The sequence below is a fragment of the Streptomyces vulcanius genome, assembly GCF_042653945.1.
GTDB lineage: Bacteria > Actinomycetota > Actinomycetes > Streptomycetales > Streptomycetaceae > Streptomyces > Streptomyces mangrovi.
Map to the genome: position 1 here is coordinate 491,563 of NZ_JBHSFK010000001.1, position 26,902 is coordinate 518,464.

21 protein-coding genes are annotated in these 26,902 nt (G+C 70.6%); 6 read left to right on the forward strand and 15 right to left on the reverse strand.

What is annotated here, in order from left to right; genetic code table 11:
- Window positions 1-155 precede the first annotated feature (155 nt).
- On the forward strand, window positions 156-1,163 hold the full coding sequence (locus ACFPIH_RS02115) for an acetylxylan esterase (RefSeq protein WP_381166624.1): 1,008 nt from the start codon (window positions 156-158) through the stop codon (window positions 1,161-1,163).
- On the opposite strand, the gene ACFPIH_RS02120 is transcribed toward ACFPIH_RS02115, so the two are convergent.
- From ACFPIH_RS02120 to ACFPIH_RS02150, 7 genes are all read right to left on the reverse strand, one after another.
- Entirely contained in the window at window positions 1,144-4,416 is a 3,273-nt protein-coding gene (locus tag ACFPIH_RS02120; RefSeq protein WP_381166626.1) for a GH92 family glycosyl hydrolase, read from the reverse strand. The two genes, ACFPIH_RS02115 and ACFPIH_RS02120, sit on opposite strands and share 20 nt — an antisense overlap.
- A 275-nt stretch (window positions 4,417-4,691) precedes the next feature.
- Entirely contained in the window at window positions 4,692-5,768 is a 1,077-nt protein-coding gene (locus tag ACFPIH_RS02125; protein WP_381166628.1) for a lytic polysaccharide monooxygenase auxiliary activity family 9 protein, read from the reverse strand.
- A 238-nt stretch (window positions 5,769-6,006) separates the two neighbouring features.
- Window positions 6,007-6,987 carry a phosphotransferase enzyme family protein gene (locus tag ACFPIH_RS02130; protein ID WP_381166630.1) on the reverse strand — a complete coding sequence of 327 codons (981 nt, stop codon included), beginning with the start codon at window positions 6,985-6,987 and terminating at the stop codon, window positions 6,007-6,009.
- Between the two features lie 99 nt (window positions 6,988-7,086).
- Window positions 7,087-7,551, reverse strand: coding sequence for a hypothetical protein (locus tag ACFPIH_RS02135; RefSeq protein WP_381166632.1), 465 nt, complete (start codon window positions 7,549-7,551; stop codon window positions 7,087-7,089).
- A 56-nt stretch (window positions 7,552-7,607) separates the two neighbouring features.
- The gene (locus tag ACFPIH_RS02140) at window positions 7,608-8,099 is read right to left on the reverse strand and encodes a hypothetical protein (RefSeq protein WP_381166634.1); all 492 of its coding nucleotides are present in this window, start codon (window positions 8,097-8,099) and stop codon (window positions 7,608-7,610) included.
- Window positions 8,100-8,135: 36 nt separating this feature from the next.
- On the reverse strand, window positions 8,136-9,686 hold the full coding sequence (locus tag ACFPIH_RS02145; RefSeq protein ID WP_381166636.1) for a sensor histidine kinase: 1,551 nt from the start codon (window positions 9,684-9,686) through the stop codon (window positions 8,136-8,138).
- Entirely contained in the window at window positions 9,683-10,408 is a 726-nt protein-coding gene (locus ACFPIH_RS02150; RefSeq protein ID WP_381166638.1) for a response regulator transcription factor, read from the reverse strand. The genes ACFPIH_RS02145 and ACFPIH_RS02150 overlap by 4 nt, the downstream gene beginning before the upstream one ends.
- A 265-nt stretch (window positions 10,409-10,673) precedes the next feature.
- Between ACFPIH_RS02150 and ACFPIH_RS02155 the strand changes: the two genes are divergently transcribed.
- Both ACFPIH_RS02155 and ACFPIH_RS02160 read left to right on the forward strand, forming a co-directional pair.
- Window positions 10,674-14,351 (forward strand): S8 family serine peptidase, encoded by a 3,678-nt coding sequence (locus ACFPIH_RS02155; RefSeq protein ID WP_381166640.1) that lies wholly within the window; start codon window positions 10,674-10,676, stop codon window positions 14,349-14,351.
- Window positions 14,352-14,421: 70 nt separating this feature from the next.
- Window positions 14,422-15,423, forward strand: a complete 1,002-nt coding sequence (locus ACFPIH_RS02160; protein ID WP_381166642.1) for a helix-turn-helix transcriptional regulator — start codon at window positions 14,422-14,424, stop codon at window positions 15,421-15,423.
- 62 nt (window positions 15,424-15,485) lie between these two features.
- Here ACFPIH_RS02160 and acnA read toward each other — a convergent pair whose 3' ends face one another.
- Both acnA and ACFPIH_RS02170 read right to left on the reverse strand, forming a co-directional pair.
- Window positions 15,486-18,200: an aconitate hydratase AcnA gene (acnA, locus tag ACFPIH_RS02165; protein ID WP_381166644.1), complete on the reverse strand. Its 2,715-nt coding sequence runs from the start codon at window positions 18,198-18,200 to the stop codon at window positions 15,486-15,488.
- Window positions 18,201-18,433: 233 nt separating this feature from the next.
- Complete coding sequence (locus tag ACFPIH_RS02170) at window positions 18,434-19,627, reverse strand: MFS transporter (RefSeq protein ID WP_381166646.1); 1,194 nt, start codon at window positions 19,625-19,627, stop codon at window positions 18,434-18,436.
- Between the two features lie 38 nt (window positions 19,628-19,665).
- Between ACFPIH_RS02170 and ACFPIH_RS02175 the strand changes: the two genes are divergently transcribed.
- Window positions 19,666-20,244 (forward strand): CGNR zinc finger domain-containing protein, encoded by a 579-nt coding sequence (locus ACFPIH_RS02175; protein WP_381166648.1) that lies wholly within the window; start codon window positions 19,666-19,668, stop codon window positions 20,242-20,244.
- A gap of 247 nt (window positions 20,245-20,491) precedes the next feature.
- Here ACFPIH_RS02175 and ACFPIH_RS02180 read toward each other — a convergent pair whose 3' ends face one another.
- The 4 genes from ACFPIH_RS02180 to ACFPIH_RS02195 all read right to left on the reverse strand — a co-directional run bounded on the left by ACFPIH_RS02180 (window position 20,492) and on the right by ACFPIH_RS02195 (window position 22,780).
- The gene (locus ACFPIH_RS02180; RefSeq protein WP_381166649.1) at window positions 20,492-20,944 is read right to left on the reverse strand and encodes a nuclear transport factor 2 family protein; all 453 of its coding nucleotides are present in this window, start codon (window positions 20,942-20,944) and stop codon (window positions 20,492-20,494) included.
- Window positions 20,941-21,801 carry an alpha/beta hydrolase family protein gene (locus ACFPIH_RS02185; protein ID WP_381166651.1) on the reverse strand — a complete coding sequence of 287 codons (861 nt, stop codon included), beginning with the start codon at window positions 21,799-21,801 and terminating at the stop codon, window positions 20,941-20,943. Before ACFPIH_RS02185 ends, ACFPIH_RS02180 begins: the two co-directional genes overlap by 4 nt.
- A gap of 114 nt (window positions 21,802-21,915) precedes the next feature.
- Window positions 21,916-22,500, reverse strand: coding sequence for a Rossmann-fold NAD(P)-binding domain-containing protein (locus tag ACFPIH_RS02190; RefSeq protein WP_381166653.1), 585 nt, complete (start codon window positions 22,498-22,500; stop codon window positions 21,916-21,918).
- Between the two features lie 67 nt (window positions 22,501-22,567).
- Window positions 22,568-22,780: an NAD-dependent epimerase/dehydratase family protein gene (locus ACFPIH_RS02195; protein ID WP_381166655.1), complete on the reverse strand. Its 213-nt coding sequence runs from the start codon at window positions 22,778-22,780 to the stop codon at window positions 22,568-22,570.
- 107 nt (window positions 22,781-22,887) lie between these two features.
- Between ACFPIH_RS02195 and ACFPIH_RS02200 the strand changes: the two genes are divergently transcribed.
- Window positions 22,888-23,487: a TetR/AcrR family transcriptional regulator gene (locus ACFPIH_RS02200; RefSeq protein WP_381166657.1), complete on the forward strand. Its 600-nt coding sequence runs from the start codon at window positions 22,888-22,890 to the stop codon at window positions 23,485-23,487.
- Between the two features lie 127 nt (window positions 23,488-23,614).
- Window positions 23,615-25,144: a UDP-N-acetylglucosamine 1-carboxyvinyltransferase gene (locus ACFPIH_RS02205; protein WP_381166659.1), complete on the forward strand. Its 1,530-nt coding sequence runs from the start codon at window positions 23,615-23,617 to the stop codon at window positions 25,142-25,144.
- 141 nt (window positions 25,145-25,285) lie between these two features.
- Here ACFPIH_RS02205 and ACFPIH_RS02210 read toward each other — a convergent pair whose 3' ends face one another.
- On the reverse strand, window positions 25,286-26,458 hold the full coding sequence (locus ACFPIH_RS02210; protein ID WP_381166661.1) for a tyrosine-type recombinase/integrase: 1,173 nt from the start codon (window positions 26,456-26,458) through the stop codon (window positions 25,286-25,288).
- Window positions 26,459-26,658: 200 nt separating this feature from the next.
- The coding region (locus ACFPIH_RS02215) for a transposase (RefSeq protein WP_381166663.1) at window positions 26,659-26,902 on the reverse strand (244 nt) is incomplete at its 5' end.

Consider the following 26,902-nt stretch of genomic DNA (forward strand, 5'->3'; position numbering starts at 1 on the left):
TTAAAGGGCCTCGAAAGCGCTGTCAATGGGTCTCGCAGCGAAGTCCGAGGCAGCGGTGAAGCGTTGGAATCCGCTGCGGACGGGGTAGATCCGGGAAGTCGGCATCGCAGTCTCCGCAAGTTTCCTTGGTTCAACCGATTCCTGCGAGGTGTCCCGTGCCCGCGTTCGACCTGCCCCTGCCCGAGCTGGAACGCCATCGCCCCGGCCCCGACGAGCCCGCCGACTTCGACGCGTTCTGGCAGGACACGCTGAAGGAGGCCGGACAGCGCGACCCGCTCGTGTCGGTCCACCCGGTCGCGACGGGACTGCGGCTCACGGAGACCTGGGACGTGACGTTCCGGGGCTTCGCCGGGGACCCGGTCCGGGCCTGGTTCAGCCGCCCGGCCGGAACCGGCCGGGAACCGCTTCCGGCCGTCGTCGAGTACGCCGGATACGGTCGCGGCCGCGGGCTCCCCCATGAGCGGCTGACCTGGGTGAACGCGGGATACGCGCATCTGCTGATGGACAACCGCGGCCAGGGCGACCAGTACGGCAACGGCGGCGCCACCCCCGACCCGCACGCCACCGCGCCCGGCGGCCCCGGCCCGGCTGTACGCGGCATACAGTCGCCCGCCGACTGTCACTACCGCCGTCTGATCACGGACGCCGTCCGGGCGGTGACGGCGGTGCGCGCACTGCCCGGGGTGGACGCCACCCGGACCGCGGCCGTCGGCAACAGCCAGGGCGGCGGCCTCGCCCTCGCGGTGTCAGGACTGGTGCCCGACCTGGCGGCCGTCCTGGTCACCGCCCCGCTGCTGTGCGGTGTCCGCCGCGCCCTGGACCTCACGGACGCCGGCCCGTACGGGGAGATCGCCGCCTACCTCGCCGTCCACCGGGGCGCCGAGGAGGCCGCGTACCGGACGCTGTCCTATATAGAGGGCATCTCCTTCGCCCGCCGGGCCCACGCCCCGGCCCATTTCGGGACCGGACTGCGCGACACCGTGTGCCCGCCGAGCGGGGCGTACGCGGCGTTCAACCACTACGGGGAATCGAGCGGCGCGGACCCCCGCAAGGAGATCCACGCCTACCCGTTCAACGGGCACGAGGGCGGCGACGCCGTGCATGTGCGCCGCCAACTCGACTGGCTGCCCGAGGTGTTGGAGGTCAGTCGGTCGCGAGGGTGAACACGTGCAGATCCGCGTTGTCGGGCAGCTCCACGCTCGCGATCTCCTTGCCGTCGGGGGCCGTGAACGGCTTGGTGGCGAACACATAGGTCGCCACCGGGTCCTGGTCGGCCCCGGCGACATTCCGGTACGCGCTCCTGGCGACGACGGCGTTGCCGTACTGGACGGTGCCGCCTCCCCCGCCGACCGTCCAGTCGGTGAAGGAGAGGTCGGTCGTGCCCGTGGTGCCGTCGGTGTAGGTGACCGTGGCCGTGGTCTGCTGGTTGCCGTTGACCGCGCTACCGATGAAGGACAACTTCCCTGCGGGGCTGGGGAGTTCGATGGTCTGGCCGGTGGCCGAGGCGTTGTCGGGCCGTGCGTTCGGCGAGGCGGGCCAGGTGAAGTTCAGCCCGTCCACCGTGCCCTGTCCGCCGGGTGTGAGACCGGCTGCCGCGAGGGCCTGGCGGGAGTAGCTCCAGCCGCCGCCGTCGTAGTCGGCCTCGTCGTGGTCGCCCGCGTCGTCCGAGACACCGGTGTTGTTGTAGGCCGCGAGCAGGGTGCCGGGGGCAGCCACGGTCAGCGCGACGGGCTGCGTGTACGAGGTGTCGCCCGAGGTCACCGTGACCTTCGCGTCGTAGAAGCCCTGCCGGATGTCCTCGGCGGCGCCGAGGGTGATCTGCTGCGCGCCGTCGACGACGGTTCCCTCGGCGGGAGTCGCCGTGACACCGTCCGGTGTCTCCACCCGGAACCGCACCTCGGGCCCCGTGCCGCCGCTGAGCGACAGGGCGCGGATGTCGACCTTCGCGCTCTCGCCCGGCGCGAGAGTCGCCGTCGTCGGACCGACACCGATCTGGTAGGGCTGCTCGCCCTCGCGGAAGGACGGCGGGGCGTCGGACGGGTCGCTCCCCCAGGCCTTGTCGGGCGTGCCGGAGAGCGTGAAGTCGAGCCTGCCGCCGTCCCGCACGAGGGAAGCCGGGAGCCAAGGACGCTCACTGGTACGGCCGTTGACCTTCAGGGAGTGGATGTACGGCGCGTCGGCGCCGGCGCCCCGCGCGCGGACGGAGATGTCGTTGCCGTGCGGCCGGTCGATCTCGATGCGGGGGAACAGCGGTGAGGCGAGGGTGAGTTCGGCTCGGGACGGCACCTGCGGATACATGCCGAGCGCCGAGAAGACGTACCAGGACGACATCGCGCCGAGGTCGTCGTTGCCGGGGATGCCGCCGGGCGCCGTCGACCACAGCCGGCTCATCGCGGCGCGGACCGTCTCCTGTGTCCGGTAGGGAGCGCCTGCGTAGTCGTACAGGTAGGGGACGTTGATCGACGGCTCGTTGTCCAGCTCGGACTTGTCGCCGCCGCTGCCGGTGAAGGCCCAGTCGCCGTCGGCGTCGTGGAAGAAGGTGTCGAGGCGGGCGAGCGCCTTGTCCTTGCCGCCCATCGCGGCGAACAGACCGGCGGGGTTGTGCTGCACCATCCAGGTGTACTGGGCGGCCGAGCCCTCGACGAATCCGTTGCCGGTGGCCGGGGTGAAGCCGGTGACCCAGCTGCCGTCGGCCTTGCGGTTGGCGATGTACCCGCCGCCGGGGTCGGCGGCGATGTTGAAGTTGTTCTGCCACCACTGGGAGCGGCGGGCGAAGTCGGCTGCGGTCCCCTTCTCCCCGGCCGCCGTGGCGAGTTGGGAGAGGGCGAAGTCGGCGCCGGACATCTCCAGCGTCTCGGCCGCCCCGCCCCAGGCGTTGGAGACGGACGGCATGTAGTGCTGATCCACGTACTTGTCGAGGGAAGGTCGTTGACCGACGGAGAGCACCGGCTTCCCGGCCGACGACAGGTCCTGTTCGGTGGGTACGGTGGCGGCCTTCACGAGTGAGGCGAGCGCGCCCTTCAGGTCGAAGTCCGTGCCGCCGAAGGCGCGGATGCCGGCCAGCGCGGCCGGGGAGGGGTCGCCGTTCATGACGTGCGTGCCGCTCGCGCCGTGCAGCCAGCGGTCCCAGACACCGCCGTTCTGCCGGGCGAGCTCGTACAGGGACTGCGCGATGTCCGACCCCGTACGCGGGTTGAGCAGGGTCAGCAGCTGCACCTGGTCCCGGTACACGTCCCAGCCGGAGAAGGTGCCGTACTGGGCCTGGTGGCCGCGCGAGACGGTGTGGACCCTGCCGTCGCCGCCGCGGTATCTGCGGTCGGCGTCGCTGATCACGTTCGGGTGCAGGAGCGCGTGGTAGAGCGCGGTGTAGAAGGTGGTGCGTTCGTCGTCCGTGCCGCCACCGACCCGGATCGCGGCCAGCCGCTCCCGCCAGGCGCGGCGGGCGGCGTCCTTGACCGCGTCGAAGGAGCGGTGGGAGGGGTTCTCCGCGGCGAGGTTGGCGGCTGCGCCCGCCTGACTCACGTACGAGATACCGACCTTGACGTTCACCGGACCGGACCCCGGCTCGAACTCGACGTAGCCGCCGGCCCCCTTGCCCGCGACGGGCCGCCCGCCGCTGGAGAATCCGCCGGTGCCGCCGCTCGCCGAGGTCGAACCCGGGCTCAGCGTGCCGTCCTGCCAGGTGCCGGTGGCCTTGAAGGCGCGGTCGAAGTGGGCGGTGAAGTAGAGGGTGTAGTAGGCGCGTTGGCCTTCGGGGTCGAGGTAGCCGCAGAAGTTGCCGGAGGTGACCGAGCCGGAGACCGTGCGGGTCACCGGGTCGATGGTGACCGCCGAATCGGTCGAGCCCACCTCGGAGTTGGCGGTGCGGATCAGCAGGGAGGCGGGCTTGCCGTCCGGGTAGGTGAAGCGGGCCGAGCCCGTGCGGGCCGTCGCCGTGAGGTCGGCGGTGACTCCGGAGGCGAGGCCGACCCTGTAGTGACCGGGCTCGGCGCTCTCGTCGGCATGGCTGAAGTCGGAGGCGTAGACGGCGTCCTTGGTGTCGCTCGCGGGCGACGAGACGACCTCGCCCGCGTACGGGAAGAACGGGATGTCGCCGCTGCCGCCCGCACAGCCCGTGCCGGACATATGGGTGAGGCTGAAGCCGCGGATGCGGGTGGCGTCGTACTGGTAGCCGCCGGGTGCGGCGGTGCGGGTGGCGTCACCCCTGGTGTTCTCCGGGCTGAAGGAGAACATGCCGAAGGGGGTCACGGCGCCGGGAAAGACGTTGCCGCCGTTCCTGGTGCCGATGAGCGGATCGACGTAGGGGGTGGGGTCGTCGACGAGACCGGGCGGGGCGGCGGACGCCGCGAGGGCGGGGGTGGCACCGGTGACCGCGAGTACCGCGGCCAGCAGCAGGGACATCGGACGGAAACGCATGACGCGGCCCCTCCTCCTTCGGACGGGTCGCGCACCACGGGTCGCACAAGCCGCAGGGACAGTAACGTGCGCCAGCCGTACCACGGAAGAGCGCGGGCGGGTTTCGCGACGCGCTTGACATCGTTGTCGGCACCGGCGGTAGAGTCATGTACAGACCAAACAGACAGCGTTGTCGCACACCCGTACGTCGCCCCAAGCCACGCACCAGCACCAGCACCAGCACCAGCACCCGGGCGGCGCGGTCCCCACCGCGCCGCCCGGAGCAACTCTGCTGTTCAGCCCACCCGGCAGGGAAGGCTCGTAGCGCTGTCTCCACCGCTGCCCGAGACGACGTACCCGAAGGTCGTGCTCTGCCCCGGACTCAGCGATCCGTTCCAGTCGGCGTTGTGGACCATCACCGCCTGGCCGTTGTAGGTGGCGTTTCCGCTCCAGAGGCTGGCCACCGACTGGCCGGCCGGCAGTGTCCAGTCGACCATCCAGCCGAGCATCGGGACGTCACCGGAGTTGGTGACGGTGACCTCGGACTGGTAGCCGCCGCTCCAGCTGTTGGTCGTCCGGCGGGTGGCGGTGCAGGTGCCGGGGACGGGCTCGCCCGGGTTGCCCGGCTCGTGGATACCGGTCACCTCGCCGTTCCCGCCGTCGAAGACGATGTCGGAGCAGGAGTAGAACGTCTCCTGGCTGTCGGAGCGCTGCCAGACCATGTAGATGATGTGGCGGCCCGACTTGTTGGCCGGAAGCTGCCCGGTCCAGGAGTAGTTGGCCTCGACCGTGCCCGGGGAGCCGTTGAGCGGCGGGTGGTCGACGCTGAGGAAGGGCTGGGCCTCCATGTCGTCCCAGGTGAGCGTGCGCGTCGGGTCGAAGCCGTCCTTGGTGACGTAGACGTAGAACCAACCCGGGTGCGCGGCCCAGGCGTTGTAGGAGAAGTCGACGGTCGCGCCCGAGGTGAGATGGGTCAACGGCCAGTCGCTGCGCGGGGCGTTGAAGCCGGTGAAGTTGGTGTTTCCGCCGCTGCACAGCTGGCCGTCCGGGACGAAGCCGCGGGTGCGGCCGGCGCCGTCGGAGCGCAGTACCGAGAACCAGTTGTAGAACGGCGTGGTACCGCTCACCTGTTGGGCGTTCTTGCAGGCCGGGTTGACCGGTTTGATCTCACCGGTGTCGGTCAGGCCGTCCTGCCAGCACAGGAAGGTGCGGCTGCCGGGCTTCATGGGGGTGCCGTGCGCCTCGGCCCGGCCACCGGCCGTGACGATCAGACCGAGGGCGGGGACGGTGGCCAACAGGGCCAGGAGGACGAGGAGAAGGGCTCGCGTGCGTAAGCGCGACCTCGGTTTTGCCATGATCATGACAGACGACATGACGAAGTCCGTCCTTCCGTGTACGGACCGTGCGCGGATGGAGGGGTCGATCGATGCGGGTGCGCGAGGCGGGAGTACTCCCGGCGCCCGGTCCCGGCGGGTTCCGGTCCGCCGGGGGGCCGTCATATGGGAGCGCTCCCACCTCACCTGTGGCGGAAGGTAGCGCCGTACGGCCCGCTTGTAAACGGTTGCGTACGGCGCTCTTGCGGCGGCCGGGCCCGGTTCCGGTCCCGTTCGCTCACCACTCGGTCTTCAGAGCCTCCAGGAGGCGGGAGACCGCGGCCGGGTCCGGCAGGGCGCGCAGGGTGGCGACGACCTGGCCGCTCGCGAACTCGCGTTGCTCCGGGGTCGCGTTCGGGTCGGCCGCGCAGTCGGCCTGTACGTACACGTAGTTGAGGGCCGTCACGAAGAGCAGCGAGAAGGCGCCCAGGTCGTGGAGGGCGGCGCGGCCGCCGGCCGCCAGGTATCCGCGAACGAGCCGGCGTGCGGATTCGGCGCGGAAGCTGTTTCCGCCCGACCACACGTAGACGACGTACGCGAGTTCGCGCTCCGCCGAGACGGGTCCGGCGTTGTCCCAGTCGAGGAGCACGGGGCCGGCCGGGCCGAGGAGAACGTTCTGCGGCTGTACGTCGCGATGGGAGACGACCAGGTCACGGGGGTCGGAGGGAGTGACGGAGCGGGTCAGTTCCGGCAGCGGGACGGCGATGCACCGGCCCAGTTCCTCGGCCCACGGCAGGCCGGCCCGGCGCACCCTCTCGTGCAGCTCCGTCCAGTCGGCCCGCGGGTAGCACTCCTCGTACCAGGCGACCGGTGGCTCGCTCGCGCCCTCCCCCGCGCGGTGCAGCAGGGCCAGGGTCCGGCCGCACCAGTCGAGGAGTTCCGGGTCGGAGGGGTCCGCCGGGGTCCCGTCGACCCAGTCGTACAGCTTCAGATAGGAGCCGCCCAGGGCGGCGGGGAGCCGGGAGACGTGTGCTCCCGTGCGATTGGGCATCAGGCGGGGCGCGGAGACTCCCAGTCCCTCGGCGGTGTCGCGGAGGGCGGCTTCCTGGTCGACCACCGGTTCGTCGCGGCTGAAGATGAGCTCCTTCACCGCCCATGCCGAATCGCTTCCGGACAGTTTCCAGATCTGCCCCAGCGCCCCACGGGTGACGGGCGTCATCACCCACGGTCCGCTGCCGAGCGCATAGGTGTCCGCGATGAAGTCGCCTGTTTCCCGCATCAGTTGCCTCTCCGCCTGCTCGTCAGCGCCCACAACGGTGTGGACCGGCTACAGGGTTTACCACCTCTGTCCACCGGGGCACTCACGATTTTCCCGCCCTCACGTCCCCGCCGCGCCCAGGTCCCGCCGCATGCAGGCCCGGAGGGCGGTGAGGGCGTCGTCGTAGCCGAGGCGTCCCGCCAGATAGACCTCGTCGGTGGTGAGGACACCCTCCATCACGTGGTCGCGGAGATCGCGCAGGCAGCGGAAGGCGTGTTCGGATGCCGCCACGACGTCGTCGGGCGCCGTGATGGTCATCTGGTAGCGAAGGCCGATGCACGGGCCGAACGACTCGCGTGCCGTGCTGCGGCGGGTCGCGAGGGGCAGTTCCGGATCCCGAGCGACGTTTCCGCAGGTGTGGCGGGCCTCGGAGAGACAGGCCAGGTAGTCGCCGTACAGGCTGCGCCGGATCTGCAGATCACGGTCCACCCGGTCCCGGCGCGAGCGTCGGCCGTCGAGTAACAGCGCGGAACCGGTGGCGATCGCCGCGCCGGCGACCGTGCTCGTCAGGGCTGTCCACTCCATGATCCGGACCCTATCCGAACGGGTCACGCAGGCAAGGCTGTTGGGATCGAAGCGGCTCAACTGCCGCGTGCCGCGCCGGGCGGCCAGACCACGTCCACCGGGACTCCGGCCGCTCGGGCTTCGAGAACGGTGTCCGCGGTGCCGCCGCCGTTGCCGCTCGGGGGTGTGCCGTTCCATACGGCGACCAGGCGGTCGGCGCGTTCGATCAGTACGGAGTTGGCGGCCTCGTAGGCCCGGCGGTCCGCCGTCTCGTGCGGGAGGACGAGGACCTCCTCGGCGGATTCCAGGAGGCGGTCGAAGACCGGGGCGTGGGCGGGGCCGACCGCGTCGCGACGGTAGTGCCGGGAGGGAACGACCGCGGTGAGGCGTCCACCGGCGGCGAGGACTGCCTCGGCGAAGACCGCGTCGGCGCCCTCGGCGAGGCAGGAGACCCCGACGAGTCCGCCGTCGTCCGCGTACCGCGTCAGCAGGGTGTCCAGGGCGGCGCGGACCAGCGGAACGCTGTCGGCGGACAGGTTGATGTGCCCGGTCACCGCGATCGTCGTCATGCCCCCGAGCCCCTCTCCGCCCCCTTCGCCGCCCGCTCACAGCAGTGACGCGCGGGGGCTCCAGGTCAGGGTATCCGCCCCCAGGTCGCCCGCCAGGGGCAGTTCGACCGTGAACTCCGTGCGGCCCGGTGCGCTGTGTACGTCGATCCGGCCGCCGTGGGCCGCGGTGATCGCGGAGACGATGGCGAGGCCCAGGCCGGAGCCGGTCCCTGCGGTGGCGCGGGCGCGGGAGGTGTCGGCCCGGGTGAAGCGTTCGAAGACCGTGGGGAGCAGGTCGGGCGGGATGCCGGGGCCGTCGTCGCGGACGCGGATCGTGCCCAGACCGTGCCGGGCCTCCACGACGGCGACGACGCTCGTGCCCGGGGGTGTGTGCACACGCGCGTTGGCCAGCAGGTTGGCGACCACCTGGTGCAGCCGGGCCTCGTCGCCGAGAACCAACGGCAGGTCGTCCAGGAGGAGTTCGAGCTGCCAGTCGTGACCGCTGCCCGCGGCGCGCGCGTCCCACACCGCCTCGGCGACCAGCGCGGCCAGATCGACCTCGGCGGACTGCAACGGGCGTCCCTCGTCCAGGCGGGCCAGCAGCAGGAGGTCCTCGACCAGGCCGGTCATCCGGGTGGACTCGGCGGTGACCCGGCGCCAGGCCAGGCCGGGTTCGATGCGGTCGGTGCCGCGGTTCATCAGCTCCGCGTAGCCGGCGATCGAGGCGAGCGGTGTGCGCAGTTCGTGGCTGGCGTCGGCGAGGAAGCGGCGCATGCGCTCCTCGCTGCGCCGCACCCGCTCCTCACCGCGCTGGCGTTCGGCGAGTGAGGACTCGACGTGGTCGATCATGCGGTTGAGGGCGGCGCCGACCTGTCCGGCCTCGCTGCCGGGGTCGGTGTCGCGCTCGGGAACACGGGTGAGAGCGGTGACCTCGCCGCGGCACAGCGGCGCGTGGGAGACCTCGACGGCGGTGGCGGCGACCCGGCCGAGGGGGCGCAGCTGCCGTCGTATGACCACCGCGCAGACACAGCCGGCGACTGCCAGGCCCGCCGCCGCGACGGCCGCCTCGACGACCACCAGGCCGCTGATCATGTCCTGGACGTCGCCCATCGGAAGGCCGGTGAGGACCCGGACACCGTTGTTGTCGAGGGTGGTGATGCGGTAGACGCCCAGGCCCGGGACGGTCCTGGTGTGGAAGGAGCCGTCGGTGCCGATGCCCGACAGAGCCGCGGTCTGGGCCTTGCCGAGGGACCGCGGCGGGGCGTCCTGGCCGACCGTGGCCGCGGCGACCACCTTGCCGTCGGCGTCGAGGCGGGCGGCGAGCATTCCGGCGGGGTGCCCGTTCTCGTTGAGGAAGGTCAGGTCGCCGCCGAGTTCCGGGTGGAGCGAGGCTCCGCCCAGGCTGCGCTCGGCCGCGTTGGTGACCCGGTCGTCCAGGTTGCCCAGCAGGTAGGCGCGCTGGGCGAAGACGGTGGTGACGGCCATCGCGGCGCATACGGCGACCAGGACGACGGTGATGAACAGCAGGAGGCGGGTGCGCAGGGAACGGCCGCCGAAACGGCTGCGGTTGCCGCGCGGGGAGTGGCCCCGGGCCTCGCGGATGCTCATCTCCCGTCCTCCACCGGCCTGATGGCGTACCCCAGCCCGCGCACGGTGTGGATCATCGGCGCCCGGCCCCGGTCGATCTTGCGGCGCAGGCTGGAGATGTACACCTCGACGAGGTTTCCGCCGCCGTCGAAGGAGGTGCTCCAGACGCGCTCGAGGATCTGCGCCTTGCTCAGTACCTGACGGGGGTGTTCCATCAGCAGGCTGAGCAGGTCGAACTCCTTGGCGGTGAGCGTGACCGGGGCGCCGTCGCGGTGCACCTCGCGGGACTCCGCGGTCATCATCAGGCCGCCGAGGACGCGTACGGCGTCGTCGGTGCGGGTGCGTTCGGCACCTGAGCGGCGCAGCAGTCCGCGCAGCCGCAGGACGACCTCCTGGAGTGAGAACGGTTTCGTGACGTAGTCGTCGGCGCCGTTCTCCAGTCCGTCGAGGCGGTGTTCCACGGTGTCGCGGGCGGTGAGCATGAGGACGGGCAGCTCGGGCTTCTCGTAGCGCAGCCGGCGCAGCACCTGGATGCCGTCCAGGTCGGGCAGCATGCCGTCGAGGACGACGGCGTGCGGGGCGCAGCGGCGCGCCTCGCGCAGCGCGCTCTGCCCGTCGGGCGCCGGGTAGGGGCGCCAGCCCGCCTCCGCGACGGCCACGGACAGCACTTCGGTGAGCGCGGGTTCGTCATCGACGATCAGGACGCGGACCCGTCCGCTTCGGGTACCGGAGATGCCAGCCATGTCCTGATCCTGTCCCGGTTGGCTGGGGGAATGCTGTGCTCCGACTGAGCCGGAGCCGTGCAAAGCGTGCGCAATCGGCTGCGACCGTGTTTCCCGGGCCGCCGGACGCCCGGTGGGCATCGGCCAACTTCCTTGGCCGAAGGCGGCATTGGCACCCTCCGGCCACTGGATGCCCTTGAGTCGCCGTAGCCCCGGCACTCACTCTGATCTCGGCTTCCGCTTACCGAGCGGAAGCGTTTCCGCGTTCAGGGGAGGACGTCCACCCATGCGAAGACTCCACGCCCTGTGGGCCGTGGCAGGAGCGGCCGGACTGCTCGCGGGGGCGATCACGCCCGCGACAGCCGCTCCCGGATCACCGGACACCACACCGGTCACATCCCTCACGGACCCGCGCAGCACCACTCCACCGCAGATCGTCACCCTCATCACCGGCGACACCGTGTCGCTCACCGTCGGACCTGACGGCAAGAACGCCGTCGACGTCCGGCGGGGCAAGGGCCGCGAGGCCGCCACCTTCCTGTCCAGTGAGAAGGACGGCGAGATCAGCGTCCTTCCGGCGGACGCCATCCCGCTGATCCAGGCAGGCCGTCTCGACCCGGCCCTGTTCAACGTCACCCAGCTGGTCGAGCAGGGGTACACGGACGCGAAGACCGGCAGCACCCCGGTCATCGCGACGTTCCGCAAGGGCGCCGAGACCCCCGAGGGCGCGCGCCGGACCCTGGTGCTGCCCGGGATCGACGGCGCCGCGCTGAGCGCGAGGAAGTCCACCGACTTCTGGGCGGACATCGCCCCGGCGCTCGGCACCGAGCCCACCGCGAAGGCCGCGGAGCAGCTCGGCGACGGCCTCGAGAAGATCTGGCTGGACGCCAAGGTGAAGGCGTCCCTCGATGTGAGTGTGCCGCAGATCGGCGCGCCCGAGGTGTGGCAGGCGGGCTACGACGGCACGGGCGTGAAGGTCGCGGTCCTGGACACCGGCGTGGACACCGGGCACCCGGACCTGGCCGGGAAGATCGCCGAGTCGCAGAGCTTCGTACCGGACCAGACGGTGCAGGACGGCCACGGCCACGGCACCCACGTCGCGTCCACGATCGTCGGCTCGGGCGCCGCCTCGGACGGCAAGCGCAAGGGTGTCGCTCCGGGCGCGCAGCTGCTGATCGGCAAGGTGCTGGGCAACGACGGTCGTGGCCAGACCTCCTGGATCCTGAACGGCATGGAGTGGGCGGCGCACTCCGGTGCGAAGATCGTCTCCATGTCGCTGGGCGGTACGGCGACCGGCCCCTCCGACGTGCTCAGTGAGACCGTCGACGACCTGTCCGCGTCCACCGGCACCCTCTTCGTGATCGCGTCGGGCAACGCGGGCCCGGGCGAGCAGACCGTGGGCACCCCGGGCATCGCCGACTCGGCGCTGACCGTGGGCGCGGTCGACAAGTCGGACCAGCTGGCGTCGTTCTCCAGCCGCGGCCCGCGCCCCGGCGACTTCGCGGTCAAGCCGGAGATCACCGCGCCGGGTGTGAGCATCACGGCGGCCCGTGCCGCCGGCACCACCATGGGCACGCCGGTCGACGAGAACTACACGACGGCGAACGGTACGTCGATGGCGACCCCGCATGTCGCGGGCGCCGCGGCGCTGGTCGCTCAGGCGCATCCGGACTGGACGGGCGAGCAGATCAAGGAGGCCCTGGCCAGCACGGCGAAGACGAATGCCGACAACTCCGTGTTCGAGCAGGGCGACGGCCGGGTCGACGCCGTGCGGGCCGTCGGGCAGAACGTCTTCGCGACCCCGACACTGAGCTTCGGCAAGTTCGAGGACGGCGACACCGACATCGCCACCAAGGACATCACGTACACCAACACCACTGACAAAGCTGTGGAGTTGAAGATCTCGTCGTCACTCGCCGACGTCACCCTGGGCGACAGCACGCTGACCGTGCCCGCGCGGGGCACCGCGTCGGTCCCGGTCGGCGTCGACCCCGCGCAGGAGGCCCAGGGCCGGTACACAGGCCACATCACGGCGACCGCCGACGGCATCCAGGTCACCACGGGCGTCGGCTTCGAGAAGGCTCCGAAGACCTACGACCTCAAGGTCTCGCTCCTGGGCCGCGACGGCAAGGCGCCCACCTCGGGGTCGCTCTACTCGTTTCACGAACTGAACGACGCCTACCCCAAGGAGTCCGGCTTCATCGGCACCGGCGGGACCTGGCAGGTGCCGGCCGGAACGTACTCCATCGCGACCTGGATCGCGGACCGGGACGGGGGCGGAACGGCCGTCGGCACCTCGATCGTCGGCAACCCCGAGATCAAGGTCGACGGGGACACCGAGATCGTCCTCGACGCCCGCAAGGCTGTGGAGATCAAGCCGGAGACGAAGGAGAACTCCGAGTTCCAGGGCTTCAGCACCAACTGGCACCGCGAGGGGCCGGGCAGCTCCTGGGGGCTCACCTACAGCCAGGGCTTCTGGACCGACCACGTCTATGTCGCGCCGACCAAGCAGGTCACCCAGGGAACCCTGGAGTTCTCCGCCAAGTTCCGGCTGTACGAGAAGGAGCTGACGGCGAGCGTCACCAGCCCGGAGAAGACCGAGCTGTCCTCGCTCTACTACTGCCAGACCTACGAGGACTTCCCGTTGAAGATCAGCGGTGACCACAAGGTCCAGGCGGTGGACGCGGGCGGCGGTACCGAGGCCGACTTCGCGGGGCTCGACGTCAAGGGCAAGGTGGCGGTGGTCGCGCTCGGCGCCACGGAGCGGGCACAGAACGCTCTGGACAACGCGACCAAGGCCGGCGCGGGTTACCTCATCGCGTACCGCAAGACACCCGGTTTCTGGATCGAGGCCGTGGACCACGCGACCACGGTCCCGCTGATGATCGCCACCGGCGAGGAGGGTGCCAAGCTCACCGACCTGCTGAAGACCGGCAAGAAGGTCAAGCTGAAGCTGGGCGGCACGCCGGTCAGTCCGTATGTCTACACCCTGCTGGCCGCGCGGAGCGGCGCCATCACCGCGAACCAGACGTACCGCCTGGACCGTTCCAACACGGTGAAGCAAAAGGCCCGTTACTACGGCGCCACGGCCGGCGAGATCGGCGCGGACACCGTGTACACCTACCGCCCCTGGCAGCTCTTCGCCATCGAGAACAGCGACTACATGGAGCTGGGCACGGACCGCGACGAGTACTACTACGCCGACCCCGACACCCGTACCTGGCACGTCGTCTATCCGAACTGGGATGCGTACAGGGGCCAGTGGAGCCCGCTGCGGACCTTCAGCAAGCCGGGCACAGAGCCCACCGAGAACTGGCTGCGCCAGGTCGTCCGCCCGGGAACCAGCGAGGAGTACGGTCTCTCCGAGCGCACCGGCGACAAGCTCACCCTCTCGGTGGCGGAGCTGACCGACTCCACGCCGGGTCACTACGGGTACATCGACGGCACCGACAACACCGCGAAGGGCAAGCTCTACGCGGACGGAAAGCTGGTCGGTGACTCGACGTTCGGCGGGTACGGCGTCTTCGACGTGTCGGCGGACAAGGCCTCGTACCGCTTCGATCTGGACGTGCAGCGCCGGGCGGCCTGGGCCAAGTACTCCACGAGCACGCACACCGAGTGGACCTTCGCCTCGGCGCACACCGGCACCTCGACGGCGCTGCCGATCCTCACCGTCGGTATCGCCCCGAAGGACCTCGACCTCCTCAACCGGGCCAAGAGCGGCAAGGAGCTGAAGGTCGACCTGCCGGTCGCGAACCAGCTGGGGAGCGTGAAGGCGAGCAGCCTGAAGGCCTGGGTCTCCTACGACGACGGCACGTCCTGGAAGGAAGTGAAGGTCAAGAGCGGCAAGGCGAGGTTCAAGCCCGCGAAGGGCGCCGAGTCGGTGTCGCTGCGTGTGCGGGCCACCGACCGCGACGGCAACGCGATCGACCAGACCGTGCTGCGGGCGTTCGGCCTGAAGTAGATGGCCTGAAGCCGCCTGTACTCCATTCTCGGCGCACAGCCTTAACAAAGATCGTCTACCGTGCCGGGACATGGTGAACACGGCATACGACACGGCACGACAGGCCCCTGCCGCGAGCCCTTGGTCCGCGGTGGGGGTCTCCGCCTTCGACGAGCTGGTGTACCAGTCGATCCTCCACCAGCCCGACGCGGGCGCGGCCGGCTGGGCGCTGCTGACCGGTGCCACTCCGGCCCGGGTCCGCGAGTCCTGCAACCGGCTGCTCGCGCTCGGTCTGCTGCAACCGCCGGACTCCATGGGCGGGTTACGCGCGGTCGACCCCCGCGTGGCGATCCGTGCGCTGATCCGGCGGCGTGAGACGGAGTCCGAGCTGCTCGCCGCCACCGCCGAGGAGATGGCGACGGCGTACGAGGCGGGGCTGCTGCGCGAGGAGCCGTCCCGGCTGGTCGAGGTGGTCTCCGGGGAGGGCGCCAACGCCGCACGGCTGGAAGAGCTGTACGCACGCGCCGAGCACGAGGTGTGTGTCTTCGACACTCCCCCGTATCTGGCCCCGCGCACCCCGCAGTTGGACCTCCAGTCGGATCTGCTCAGCCGTGGGATCGTCTATCGCACGGTCTACGCGGCGACCGCCCTGGAGGACCCGGACGTCCTCTACCACGCCTGGAAGATGGTCGAACTCGGCGAGCAGGCCCGGGTGTTGCCCGCGGTGCCGGTCAAGTTGCTGCTGGTCGACGGGCGTCGGGCGATGCTTCCGCTGACCTCGTCCGACGCGGGCGGCTACTGCGCGGCGGTCGTACGGCACTCGGCGGTGACCGAGGCGCTGCAGAAGCTCTTCGAACTGGCCTGGCAGCAGGCCACTCCGCTCGGCCAGCCGACCGGTGACGGTGAACTCTCCGAGGGCGAGCGGACGTTGACGCGGCTGCTGGCGGCCGGGATGAAGGACGAGGCGGTGGCCCGCCATCTGGGGGTGAGCCTCCGGACCCTGCGGCGCCGCGTGAGCGAGCTGCAGGACCGGCTGGGGGCGGCGAGCCGGTTCCAGCTGGGGGTGCGGGCGGCACAGCGGGGCTGGCTGTAGGAGTACGCGAGGGGCCGCACCCCCGTCACCGGGAGTGCGGCCCAACTGCCGTACCGGATCGCCTACTTGGTGATCAGGCTGCGCAGCACGTACTGCAGGATGCCGCCGTTGCGGTAGTAGTCGGCCTCACCGGGGGTGTCGATGCGGACGACCGCGTCGAACTCCACACCGGTGTCGGTGGTGACCTTGACCGTGGCGGGGGTGGTGCCGTCGTTCAGCTCGGTGATGCCGCTGATGGAGAAGGTCTCCTCGCCGGTCAGCCCGAGGGACTCGGCGGACTGGCCCGCCGGGTACTGGAGCGGGATGACGCCCATGCCGATGAGGTTCGAGCGGTGGATGCGCTCGTACGACTCGGCGACGACGGCCTTGACGCCGAGGAGCGCGGTGCCCTTGGCGGCCCAGTCACGGGACGAGCCGGAGCCGTACTCCTTGCCGGCCAGGATGACCAGCGGGACGCCCTGCTCGATGTAGTTGCGCGAGGCGTCGTAGATGAAGGAGACCGGCCCGCCGTCGACGGTGAAGTCGCGGGTGTAGCCGCCCTCGGTGCCCGGCGCGATCTGGTTGCGCAGCCGGATGTTGGCGAACGTACCGCGGATCATGACCTCGTGGTTGCCACGGCGCGAGCCGTAGCTGTTGAAGTCACGACGCTCGACACCGTGCTCGGTGAGGTACTTGCCACCGGGGGTGTCGGCCTTGATCGCACCGGCCGGGGAGATGTGGTCGGTGGTGACCGAGTCGCCGAGCTTGGCGAGGACGCGGGCGCCGGCGATGTCCGAGACCGGGGTGGTCTCCATCGTCATGCCCTCGAAGTACGGGGGCTTGCGGACGTACGTCGACTCCGCGTCCCACTCGAAGGTGTTGCCGCTCGGGATCGGCAGCGCCTGCCACTGGGCGTCGCCCGCGAAGACGTCCTGGTAGGACTTGTTGAACATGTCCTCGCCGATGGCGTTCGCCACGACGTCGTTGACCTCGGCCTCGGAGGGCCAGATGTCGGCCAGGAAGACCGGCTTGCCCTCCTGGTCCACACCCAGCGCGTCGCGCGTGATGTCGACCTTCATGGAACCGGCGAGGGCGTACGCGACGACCAGCGGCGGGGACGCCAGGTAGTTCATCTTGACGTCGGGGTTGATCCGGCCCTCGAAGTTCCGGTTGCCGGAGAGCACCGAGGTCACGGCGAGGTCGTGGTCGTTGACGGCCTTGGAGACCTCCTCCGGCAGCGGGCCGGAGTTGCCGATGCAGGTGGTGCAGCCGTAGCCGACGAGGTTGAAGCCGACCTTGTCGAGGTAGGGGGTGAGCCCCGCCTTGTCGAAGTAGTCGGTGACGACCTTGGAGCCGGGCGCGAGGGTGGTCTTGACCCAGGGCTTGCGGGTCAGGCCCTTCTCGACGGCCTTCTTCGCGACGAGCGCGGCGGCGACCATGACGTACGGGTTCGAGGTGTTGGTGCAGGAGGTGATGGCCGCGACCGTCACCGCGCCGTGGTCGATCTCGTAGGTCGAGCCGTCGGCGGCGGTCACGGTGACCGGGTTGGTCGGCACACCGTTGCTGGCGGCCGGGGAGTCGGAGGCCGGGAAGGACTCCTTGCCCGCCTCGTCGTCGTCGGCGACGTAGTTGCGTACGTCGGACTTGAACTGCTCGGCGGCGTTCGCGAGGACGATACGGTCCTGCGGGCGCTTCGGACCGGCGATCGACGGGACTACGGTCGAGAGGTCCAGCTCCAGCTTCTCGGAGAAGTCGGGCTCGGCGGCCGGGTCGAGCCAGAGGCCCTGCTCCTTGGCGTACGCCTCGACGAGCGCGAGCTGCTGGGCGTCGCGACCCGTCAGCTTCAGGTACTTGATGGTCTCGCCGTCGATCGGGAAGATCGCGGCGGTGGAGCCGAACTCCGGCGACATGTTGCCGATGGTGGCGCGGTTCGCGAGGGAGGTGGCGGCCACGCCCTCGCCGTAGAACTCGACGAACTTGCCGACGACACCGTGCTTGCGGAGCATCTCGGTGATCGTGAGCACGAGGTCGGTGGCGGTGGTGCCGGGGGTCAGCTCACCGGTGAGCTTGAAGCCGACGACGCGCGGGATGAGCATCGAGACCGGCTGGCCCAGCATCGCGGCCTCGGCCTCGATGCCGCCGACGCCCCAGCCGAGGACGCCGAGGCCGTTGACCATGGTGGTGTGCGAGTCGGTGCCGACCAGGGTGTCGGGGTAGGCCTGGCCGCCTCGGACCATGACCGTGCGCGCCAGGTGCTCGATGTTCACCTGGTGGACGATGCCGGTGCCGGGCGGGACGACCTTGAACTCGTCGAACGCGGTCTGGCCCCAGCGCAGGAACTGGTAGCGCTCCTTGTTGCGGCCGTACTCCAGCTCGACGTTCTGCGCGAAGGCGTCGTTGGTGCCGAACTTGTCGGCGATGACGGAGTGGTCGATGACCAGCTCGGCCGGGGCCAGCGGGTTGATCTTCGCCGGGTCACCGCCGAGCTCCTTGACGGCCTCACGCATGGTGGCGAGGTCGACGACACAGGGGACGCCGGTGAAGTCCTGCATGATGACGCGGGCCGGCGTGAACTGGATCTCCTGGCTGGGCTGGGCCTGCGAGTCCCAGCCGCCGAGGGCGCGGATGTGGTCGGCGGTGATGTTCGCGCCGTCCTCCGTGCGGAGCAGGTTCTCCAGCAGGACCTTGAGGCTGTAGGGGAGTCGGGCCGAGCCCTCCACCTTGTCCAGGCGGAAGATCTCGTACGACTCGTCGCCCACCTGCAGCGTGCTGCGGGCGTCGAAGCTGTTCGCCGACACGACGGTCTCCTTCATTGATGTGCGCGTACCACCGCATCCTGCCGTCACGCGGGCTTGGCCGATCCGCTGAGGTCAGGCTAAGTTAGGTAACCCTTACTGCCAGACTGCTGATGGTGTGCGGCTGTGGTGTGCCTCGGCAGATATCTCGATGTCGAGATAACTCTAGTACATGGGGGCAGGATGGTCATGCCCGGGCCCGGGCAGATCTCTCGCAGCGAAGGGTGAGCGATCGTTCAGGGCCGGTCGTCCGGGGGTCGAGGACGTACCGCCGGGATCGCGAAGAAGGCCACTGCCGCCAGGACGGCCACACTCGCCGCGAGGGCCAGGGCGCCTGGAAGGGACCGGGCCACGACCGGTCCGGCAACCGCTGCACCCAGGGCGAATCCGGTGATTTTCAAGCTGGCGCCGGTGGTGAAGATCTGGCCGCGCAGGCGTTCCGGGGCCTCCCGGTGGCGGACTGCGAACAAGGCGGCCAGTCGGGGTCCTTCACCGATCCCCGCCATGAGTACGGCCACGACGAGCACGACCGGTTGACCCCACATGGCCAAGGCCAACGCGGCAGCCTGGACAAGAGCGCTGGCCCAGATGATCGTGTCGGGGGCGGCCGAACGCGGAAACCGGGCGAGCACGGCATTGGCCACCAGGGCGGAGACAGCCGCGCAGGAGAGCAGCAGCGCGCCGCGGCCGGCTCCGCCCAGGACACGCTCGCCCAGGAGCGGGAGGCACGCCGTCAGCATTCCGTGGGCGATGCAGGAGACGACCGAGGTGAGGGTCGCCCGGGCCAGCGACCGCCTTCTGACGATGACCCGCATTCCGGCAGCGAGGTCGCCGATCACCGAGGTTGTCCGAGTCCCCCGCGCCGGACCGGGACGGGCGGGCAGCATCCACGCGGCGGGCAGTGCCAAGGCGATGAGCACCACGGAGACCACCACGGCCGTCGGGGCTCCCAGCGTCTCCGCCACGCCGCCGGCGAGAGCCGGACCGGCCAGACTCGCCACGCCGAACGTCATGGCATCGAGCGCAGTCGCCCGGGGCAGGCGGTCGCCAAGCGCCACACGCGGAAGCTGGGCCGTCCATCCGCCCGACAGGGCCGCCCCCAGCAGCCCTGTCACCACCGCGATCAGGAGGATGACAGCGAACGGCGACCGGCCGAGTCCCACGAGAATCGTCCCCAGCCCCGCCGCATACAGGACGAGGGCCCCGGCCAGGAGGCGTCCCGGCCGTCCTGCCCTGTCGAGGAGCGCCCCGAGCACCGGCCCTCCCAGCGCGGCAGAGATCGTGATGCCCGCGAGCAGCGACGACGCGTCGCCGGTCGATCCGGCCAGGGCGAATCCCGCCAGCATCAGCGCCGGTCCGGACATCTCGTCCCCGGCACGAGCCGCCACTGCTCCGGCGAAGTAGAGGTGGAGCGGGTAACGCTTTCCCATCGTCGGGACGTTACAGAGGTAACGGAAAACTCAGCAACATGCGTTACATTCCAGAGGTGTCCTTGAACCGCGACGACTGGTCCACCCGGCACTCCGTGCTGACCACGGCCCGGCGAACAGCCGCACTGGTCAACGCCCTCGCCGGCGAGCGCCCCGACCCGGCCGACATCGCCGGCGTGCTGCGCGCATACGGTGAGACAGACCCCGTCGACCTCACCGTCCGCGATGTCGCCGGAATGCGCGCAGCCGCCACCCTGCTGCGGCAGGTCTTCGCCGCCGAGCACGCCGACGCCGCGGCAGCCACCCTCAACCGCCTCCTGCGGGACCACACCGGACCGCTCCGCCTGACCTCGCACGGCGGCAGCGCCCCCTGGCATCCGCACCTCGACCACGACGACGACGCCCCCTGGGACGAGTGGCTCCTCGCCTCGTCCTGCATGGCCCTGACCGTTCTCGTCTGGGACCGTCAACGCCCGCCCGGCAGGATCTGTGCGTCACCGAGCTGCCAGAACGTCTTCATCACCCAGGGCAGCGGTCCCGAACGCCGCTACTGCTCCCGCCGCTGCGCGACACGCGAACGAGTCGCGGCCCATCGACGCGCCCGCTCCACCCAATAGTCGGGCGACATCCGCCGCGCCGGTGGTGCCGGGTCGCCAGGCCTGCCAGCCGCGGGACAGTACGCAGGCCAGGGCGACGACCACGACGAGGCCGAAGTCGACCACGCCGGCCGGCCGCGCCTCGGGAATGTCACCGACGGTCACGGCGAACACGACCAGTGCGATCTCGCTGCCGAGCACAGGTTCCCAGACGGCCCGTGTCTGGCGAGGCCTGGCCGCGAGCAGGGCGGGGCCGGTCGGCGCTGGTTCAGGCGGCGGGGTCGAGGACGCCTCGGTTGCCCACGGCCCAGGCAGGCCGCACGGTGATCCGAGTGATGCGCCAGCGGCCCTCGGTGCGCGTCAGCCGGATCTCCCCCGCGGCGCCGTTGGACCACAACGGGCCGTCGTGGGCGGCTTCGCGGCGCAGCCAGGTGAGGATGTTGACGCTTGCCGTGGCGTGATCGCCGTCGAGGTCGACCAGCAGCGTGGTGGCCGCGTGCATCGTCGCGTCCAGGGGGTCGAGCTGCTCCTGGTAGTGCCGGGTCTGCTCCGCAGCGGTGCGCGACTGCGCCTCACCACCCAGCATCGCGGTGTAGTCCGAGACGACGGTGTCGGCGAGCAGGTGCTCGACGGTGTGCCAGTCGCGGCGGTCGAAGCCCCGGACCAGCTGGTGGACGACGTCCTGTATCTCGAACCGGTCGCTGACTTCCCGCAGGTTCATGCGATCTCCGTAAGGTGCTGCTGGGCGCCGATGGTGCCCAGGGTGGTGTCGAGCCAGTCGAAGACGCGGGCCATGGCCAGGCGTTCGGCGCCGGCGTGACCGTGGGCGTCGGCGCCCTCGGCGGCGGTGAAGTGCCGCAGGTGCGCGGGGGCGGTGAGGTGGTCGTAGAGCTCCTGGGGCTGGGGCTTCGTCGTCCCGTCGCCGGCGAAGAACAGGTCGTCGCCCGCCGAGCAGACCAGTACCGGGCAACCGATGCGCTCGGCGACCCCGTCGCGCAGGTGGTAGTCCAGGTAGCGGGCGAGGAACTCCCGCGAGGTGGCGCTGCCGGTGGCGTAGCGGCCGTGGCCGAACGCCCACCGCAGGGTGGGGCTGTCCGCCGCGGCGCGTTCGAGCAGGTCGTCGAAGGCCGGGTCGTGATCGGCGCGGGTGCGTCGCTCGACCTCCGCGCGGGGCAGGGGCAGCAGTCCGGTCAGTGCCTCGGCGGCGTCGTACACACCGTCGACGACGACCACGGCGGCCAGGCGCGGTTCGTGCGCGGCGGCCCGTGGGGCGAGCATCCCGCCCAGGCTGACGCCCATCAGCGCGACCCGGTCGTGGTCGACGCCGGGAAGGGTCGCGAGGTGGTCCAGGACAGGGCCGACCATTTGCTCCCCGTCGGGGCGCAGCGCCAGGCCGCGGCGGTGGATCGCGCTGGGCTGCCCGGGTCCGTCGAAGGACAGCGCGTTGTACCCGCGGTCGAGGGCGGCCAGCCCGCCCAGGTAGTGCAGTTCCTCGGCGCTTCCGTCGAAGCCGTTGTGCATCACCACCGTCGGACGCGGGGCCCCGTCGAGGGAGGGCCGGTAGAACCAGCCCTCCAATACGGTCGGTGGTCAGCACCTCGCCGATGTCGGATCCGCCGTAGGCGGCGTGTCCGAGGATCCGCAGCGTCTCGAACCAGAACTGCCGGTCGTCGGCGAACAGCACGGGTCGCATCAGGCCACCGCCCGCTCCGGGCGGTCCGGGTGGGTCCGGTGGGCGTCGATCAGGAAGTCGCGGAACGAGCGGGGCGCCCGGCCGGTCACGTCCTGCACGGTCGTGGTGATCCGCTCCTCGCTGCCTCCGGCGATCTCCTCGTCCATCTCGGCGAGCACCCGGGCGTAGTCGTGGGGCACTCCGGCGGCCTCGATCGTCGCGGTCAGCTCCTCGACCGTGATCGAGGTGTGGTGCACCGAGGTGCCGGTGACCTCGCCGACCACGGCGGCGGCCTCGTCGTAGCTCAGGGCCTGCGGGCCGGTCAGGACCAGCTCACCGTCGGGGATCGGCGCCCCGAGCAGCAGCCGACCGGCGACGGCGGCGATGTCGTCGGGGTCGATGAAGGCCACCCGCCCGCGACCGGTGGCGGTGGTGATCCGGCCGTGCTCCCGGATCCCGACCGCGACGGGATGGCTCCCGACGAAGTTCTGCATGAACCAGGAGGGCCGGAGCACCGCCGCCTCCGGGACACGGGCCCGCACCAGCGGCGGCAGGGCGCCCAGTCCCGACGGCGCGTCGGTGACCGCGGACGCGCTGAGCAGCACCACCCGTCGGGTGCCGGCCGCGACGGCCGCGTCGAGGAAGCCGGCGACGGCCGTCGCGGGGTCGGAGTCACTGAGCGGGGCCCACCAGGAACACCCGGTCCACGCCGTCCACGGCCGCGGCGAAGGTCCCGGGGTCGGCCCAGTCGAAGATCACATGCTGGTCGTCGCCGGCCACCGGGCGCCGGCCGGCCGTTCGCACCGCGACGCCCCGAGTGCGCAGGAACGCGGCGACACGGCTGCCGGTGGTCCCGGTTCCGCCTGTGACAAGAACAGTCCGCATGAGCTGGCCCTCCCCATCATCCGGCCGGGACGATACCGTTCCGTCCGTTCCACTGGACCGTAGCACGGCCGGGACGATACCGTCCCGTCCTCCGTTAGGATGAGCGCATGACGAAGCCCCGACGCCCCCCGACGGGCAATGCCGTGTTCAGTCAGGCGGTCACCGATGTCATCACCGAGGCGGCCATCGACCTGCTGGTGGAGTCGGGCTACGCGCGCCTGACGATGGACGGCGTGGCCAAGCGCGCCGATGTCGGCAAGAGCGCGATCTACCGGCGCTGGCCGTCCAAGCTTGAGATGGTCGTCGCCGGACTGGTCGAACTCAGCATCCCGATCGGCCCCGCCCCGGACACCGGGTCCCTGCGCGGTGACGTGCGGGCGGTGATGCAGGCCGCCTTCGACTGGCTCAGCGACCCGCGCATCCGGGCCGTGCTGCCCGACCTGATCGCCGAGGCCGACCGCAACCCCGTGCTCGCGGAGGCGGTGGCGGAGCATGTCACGGGGCCGCGCGTGACCTGGGCCCGCGCCGCGCTGCACCGGGCGCGCGACCGGGGCGAGCTGGCCGCCGACGACGTCGACCTGGTCCTGGACCTGACCATCGCACCGGTGTTCTGGCGCCTCACCCACGCCCGGCCGGTGGACGACCAGTACCTCGACCGGCTCACCGAGCTGACGATCGGCGCGGTGCGACAGAACGCCGGCTCCTGACACACCGATGCCGAGGCAACGCGAGCGGACCGTGGTGTCCCAGTCGGTTCACCCGTCCTTGACGGGGTGTCACCCGAATGGCCCCCTCCAGCGAGCCGCATCTCATATCTGAGATAACCTCAGCCTCATGGCAGACGACTACCTCGTACGCATCGGCAAGCTCATTCGTGACGCCCGGCAGCACCGTGGCTGGACACAGGCACAGCTGGCCGAGGCGCTCAACACCAGCCAGAGCGCCGTCAACCGGATCGAGCGCGGCAACCAGAACATCAGCCTTGAGATGATCGCCCGCATCGGCGAAGCACTGGACAGCGAGATCGTCTCGCTGGGCTACGCGGGACCGATGCATCTGCGGGTCGTGGGCGGCCGTCGGCTCTCCGGTGCCATCGACGTGAAGACCAGCAAGAACGCCTGCGTGGCCCTGCTGTGCGCCTCGCTGCTCAACCGGGGGCGCACGGTACTGCGCCGGGTCGCCCGCATCGAGGAGGTCTACCGTCTGCTGGAGGTCCTCAACTCCATCGGCGTGCGCACCCGCTGGATCAACGACGGCGTCGACCTGGAGATCGTGCCGCCCGCCGAGATCGACATGGGCGCCATCGACGCCGAGGCCGCCGTCCGCACCCGCTCCATCATCATGTTCTTCGGCCCACTGCTGCACCGTATGGACGCCTTCAAGCTGCCGTACGCCGGCGGCTGCGACCTCGGGACGCGGACCATCGAGCCGCACATGATCGCGCTGCGCCGGTTCGGTCTGGACATCGCCGCGACCGAGGGGCAGTACCACGCCGTCGTCGACCGCGCCGTACGCCCCGACCGGCCGATCGTGCTGACCGAGCGCGGGGACACGGTCACCGAGAACGCGCTGCTGGCCGCCGCCCGGCACGACGGCGCGACCGTCATCCGCAACGCGTCCTCCAACTACATGGTCCAGGACCTGTGTTTCTTCCTGGAGGCCCTGGGCGTCAGGGTGGAGGGCATCGGCACCACCACGCTCACCGTGCACGGCGTGCCGGAGATCGACGTCGACGTGGACTACTCCCCCTCCGAGGACCCGGTCGAGGCGATGAGCCTGGTGGCCGCCGCGGTGGTGACGGAGTCGCAGCTGACGGTCCGTCGCGTTCCCATCGAGTTCCTGGAGATCGAGCTCGCGGTCCTGGAGGAGATGGGCCTCGACCACGACCGCACACCCGAGTACGCCGCCGACAACGGCCGTACCCGGCTGGTGGACCTCACCGTCCGGCCGTCCAAGCTGGAGGCGCCGATCGACAAGATCCACCCGATGCCGTTCCCCGGCCTGAACATCGACAACGTCCCGTTCTTCGCGGCCATCGCGGCCGTCGCCTCGGGCAAGACCCTCATCCACGACTGGGTCTACGACAACCGCGCGATCTACCTCACCGACCTCAACCGCCTCGGCGGCCGCCTCCAGCTCCTCGACCCGCACCGGGTCCTGGTGGAGGGCCCCACCCGCTGGCGCGCCGCCGAGATGATGTGCCCGCCCGCCCTGCGCCCCGCCGTCGTCGTCCTGCTGGCGATGATGGCGGCGGAGGGCACGTCCGTCCTGCGGAACGTGTACGTCATCAACCGCGGCTACGAGGATCTCGCGGAGCGCCTGAACTCGATCGGGGCGCAGATCGAGATCTTCCGGGACATTTGATGTGAGGATGCCGCCGCACCCATCCTGACCTGCTGCTTAGCGGGTCAAGGAGGGGTGCGGCGGCATCTCTGGGACTTCTCTGGGACTTTGGGCCTGCGGCGGGCTACGAGCCACGCCCCACGGCCTGCCGACCGGCCGCGGCTACGCGAAGATCGCGTCGATGGCGGCGCTGCCTCGTGCGCCGGCGCGGGGCAGGAAGTGGGAGTACTTCCGCAGCGTGACCCCGGGGTCGGAGTGCCCCAGCCAGCGTGCCAGGGAGACGATCGATTCGCCAGCCTCCAGTTCCTCGGAGGCGTAGAAGTGGCGCAGGGCGTGGAAGCCGTGCTCCCGGGACGGCTCCCACACGCGAGCTCCGTCGGCGCTGCCCTCCTCCAGCGGGGCGATCACGCCCGCCGTGGCCAGAGCCGGCTTCCACACGTAGGAGTTGAAGTAGTTCCGGTTGATGGCCTTCCGCTCGCGTCCTGTCACCAGGAGGTTGTAGGTCCTCGGCCGCCTGTGTTCGGCTTCCACTGCTGTCTCGGCGGGAGTCGGGTCGTCCCAGGGCAGCGTGACCGGCACCGGCGCGAACTGCTCCATGTGATGCCGGATGGCCCGGCCCACGCTGCGTGGCAGCGGCACGTCCCGGACCTTGCGGCCCTTGGGGAGCGCGAAGCACAGTTTCGCCCGGACCATCTTGACCTGCCGCCGGATGTGGACGACTTCCTTCTCGAAGTCGATGTCGTCTGCTGCGAGCCCGAGCGCCTCCCCTTGGCGGAGCCCGAGACCTGCTCCGATCACGAGGAGGAGCCGGTAGCGGTCCGGCAGGGCCTCCCGTACTGCGAGCACCCGTTCAGGCGGCCACGCCTCAACCCTGCCGGGGGTCGCGGGCGGGGGCCCGACCGTGCTGGACCGACATGGGTTACGTCCGAGGCGACGGTCCTCGACGGCGGCCTGGAGGACGCTGGAGAGCGTTGCCCGGACAAGACGGATGGAGGTCGGACCGAGGTCCTTCTCCAGCCGCTTCTTCCAGTGGCGCAGGACTTCCGTGCCGATGGCGTTGAGCGGCTGAGCACCGAGATGGGGAACGATGTGCCGCCGTACCCTCTGCTCGATCCGCTCGATCGTGGACGGGTCACCGCTCTGGGTGGGCCACCAGTGGGTGGCGATGTAGTCCTTGAGGGAGATGGCCCCGTCGCGGGGATCGACGAACTCGCCTCGGCGTGCGTCGGTCTGGGCCTGGGCGAGCCAGGTTTTGGCGTCCTGGAGGGCGTCGAAAGAACGGTCCTTGACGCCGGAAATGCCCTTGACACGGTAGCGGGTGCACTTGCCGTGCATGGCGGTGCGATCGCGGTTGCCGGTTTTCGGATTCGGGCGCTTCTTCAGCCATCGGTCTTCTATGTAGCCAGCCAGTTGGAACTCCTTTGCAATGGGGGCGCCGGCGGCGTTCTACGGCGCTTGGGAGGCAGTCAGGCAGCGGTAATGCGGGTGGAACGCTCCTGGGGCCGGGCACTAAGAGGTCGTTTTCTCCCGTTGTTTCATCCCGGAATCTGCTGTTTGGTCTGCGGTGTCGGGTCGCGCCAGGAGATGGTGTTCTCGCTGGTGAGGCGGCGGGTCATGAGGTCGGCCATGGCGATGTGGATCATGGCTTCGGGGCGGGCGGGGAGGGTCTCGTAGTCGCGGGCCAGGCGGCGATGGAGCATGAGCCAGCCGTAGGTCCGCTCGACCGCCCAGCGTTTCGGAATCGGGGTGAATCCCCTGGTCCCGGGCTTGCGTTGAGTG

Excerpts from the sequence above, each read along its gene's own strand:
- ACFPIH_RS02135 (WP_381166632.1), bottom strand. The coding sequence starts at position 7,551 with ATGGAGTGGACAGCCCTGACGAGCACGGTCGCCGGCGCGGCGATCGCC.
- ACFPIH_RS02140 (WP_381166634.1), bottom strand. The coding sequence starts at position 8,099 with ATGACGACGATCGCGGTGACCGGGCACATCAACCTGTCCGCCGACAGC.
- ACFPIH_RS02210 (WP_381166661.1), bottom strand. The coding sequence starts at position 26,458 with ATGCACGGCAAGTGCACCCGCTACCGTGTCAAGGGCATTTCCGGCGTC.
- ACFPIH_RS02170 (WP_381166646.1), bottom strand. The coding sequence starts at position 19,627 with ATGGGAAAGCGTTACCCGCTCCACCTCTACTTCGCCGGAGCAGTGGCG.
- ACFPIH_RS02155 (WP_381166640.1), top strand. The coding sequence starts at position 10,674 with ATGCGAAGACTCCACGCCCTGTGGGCCGTGGCAGGAGCGGCCGGACTG.
- ACFPIH_RS02150 (WP_381166638.1), bottom strand. The coding sequence starts at position 10,408 with ATGGCTGGCATCTCCGGTACCCGAAGCGGACGGGTCCGCGTCCTGATC.
- ACFPIH_RS02180 (WP_381166649.1), bottom strand. The coding sequence starts at position 20,944 with ATGAACCTGCGGGAAGTCAGCGACCGGTTCGAGATACAGGACGTCGTC.
- ACFPIH_RS02160 (WP_381166642.1), top strand. The coding sequence starts at position 14,422 with ATGGTGAACACGGCATACGACACGGCACGACAGGCCCCTGCCGCGAGC.
- ACFPIH_RS02205 (WP_381166659.1), top strand. The coding sequence starts at position 23,615 with ATGGCAGACGACTACCTCGTACGCATCGGCAAGCTCATTCGTGACGCC.
- ACFPIH_RS02120 (WP_381166626.1), bottom strand. The coding sequence starts at position 4,416 with ATGCGTTTCCGTCCGATGTCCCTGCTGCTGGCCGCGGTACTCGCGGTC.
- ACFPIH_RS02130 (WP_381166630.1), bottom strand. The coding sequence starts at position 6,987 with ATGCGGGAAACAGGCGACTTCATCGCGGACACCTATGCGCTCGGCAGC.
- ACFPIH_RS02145 (WP_381166636.1), bottom strand. The coding sequence starts at position 9,686 with ATGAGCATCCGCGAGGCCCGGGGCCACTCCCCGCGCGGCAACCGCAGC.
- ACFPIH_RS02125 (WP_381166628.1), bottom strand. The coding sequence starts at position 5,768 with ATGTCGTCTGTCATGATCATGGCAAAACCGAGGTCGCGCTTACGCACG.
- ACFPIH_RS02195 (WP_381166655.1), bottom strand. The coding sequence starts at position 22,780 with ATGCGGACTGTTCTTGTCACAGGCGGAACCGGGACCACCGGCAGCCGT.
- ACFPIH_RS02200 (WP_381166657.1), top strand. The coding sequence starts at position 22,888 with ATGACGAAGCCCCGACGCCCCCCGACGGGCAATGCCGTGTTCAGTCAG.
- ACFPIH_RS02175 (WP_381166648.1), top strand. The coding sequence starts at position 19,666 with ATGCGTTACATTCCAGAGGTGTCCTTGAACCGCGACGACTGGTCCACC.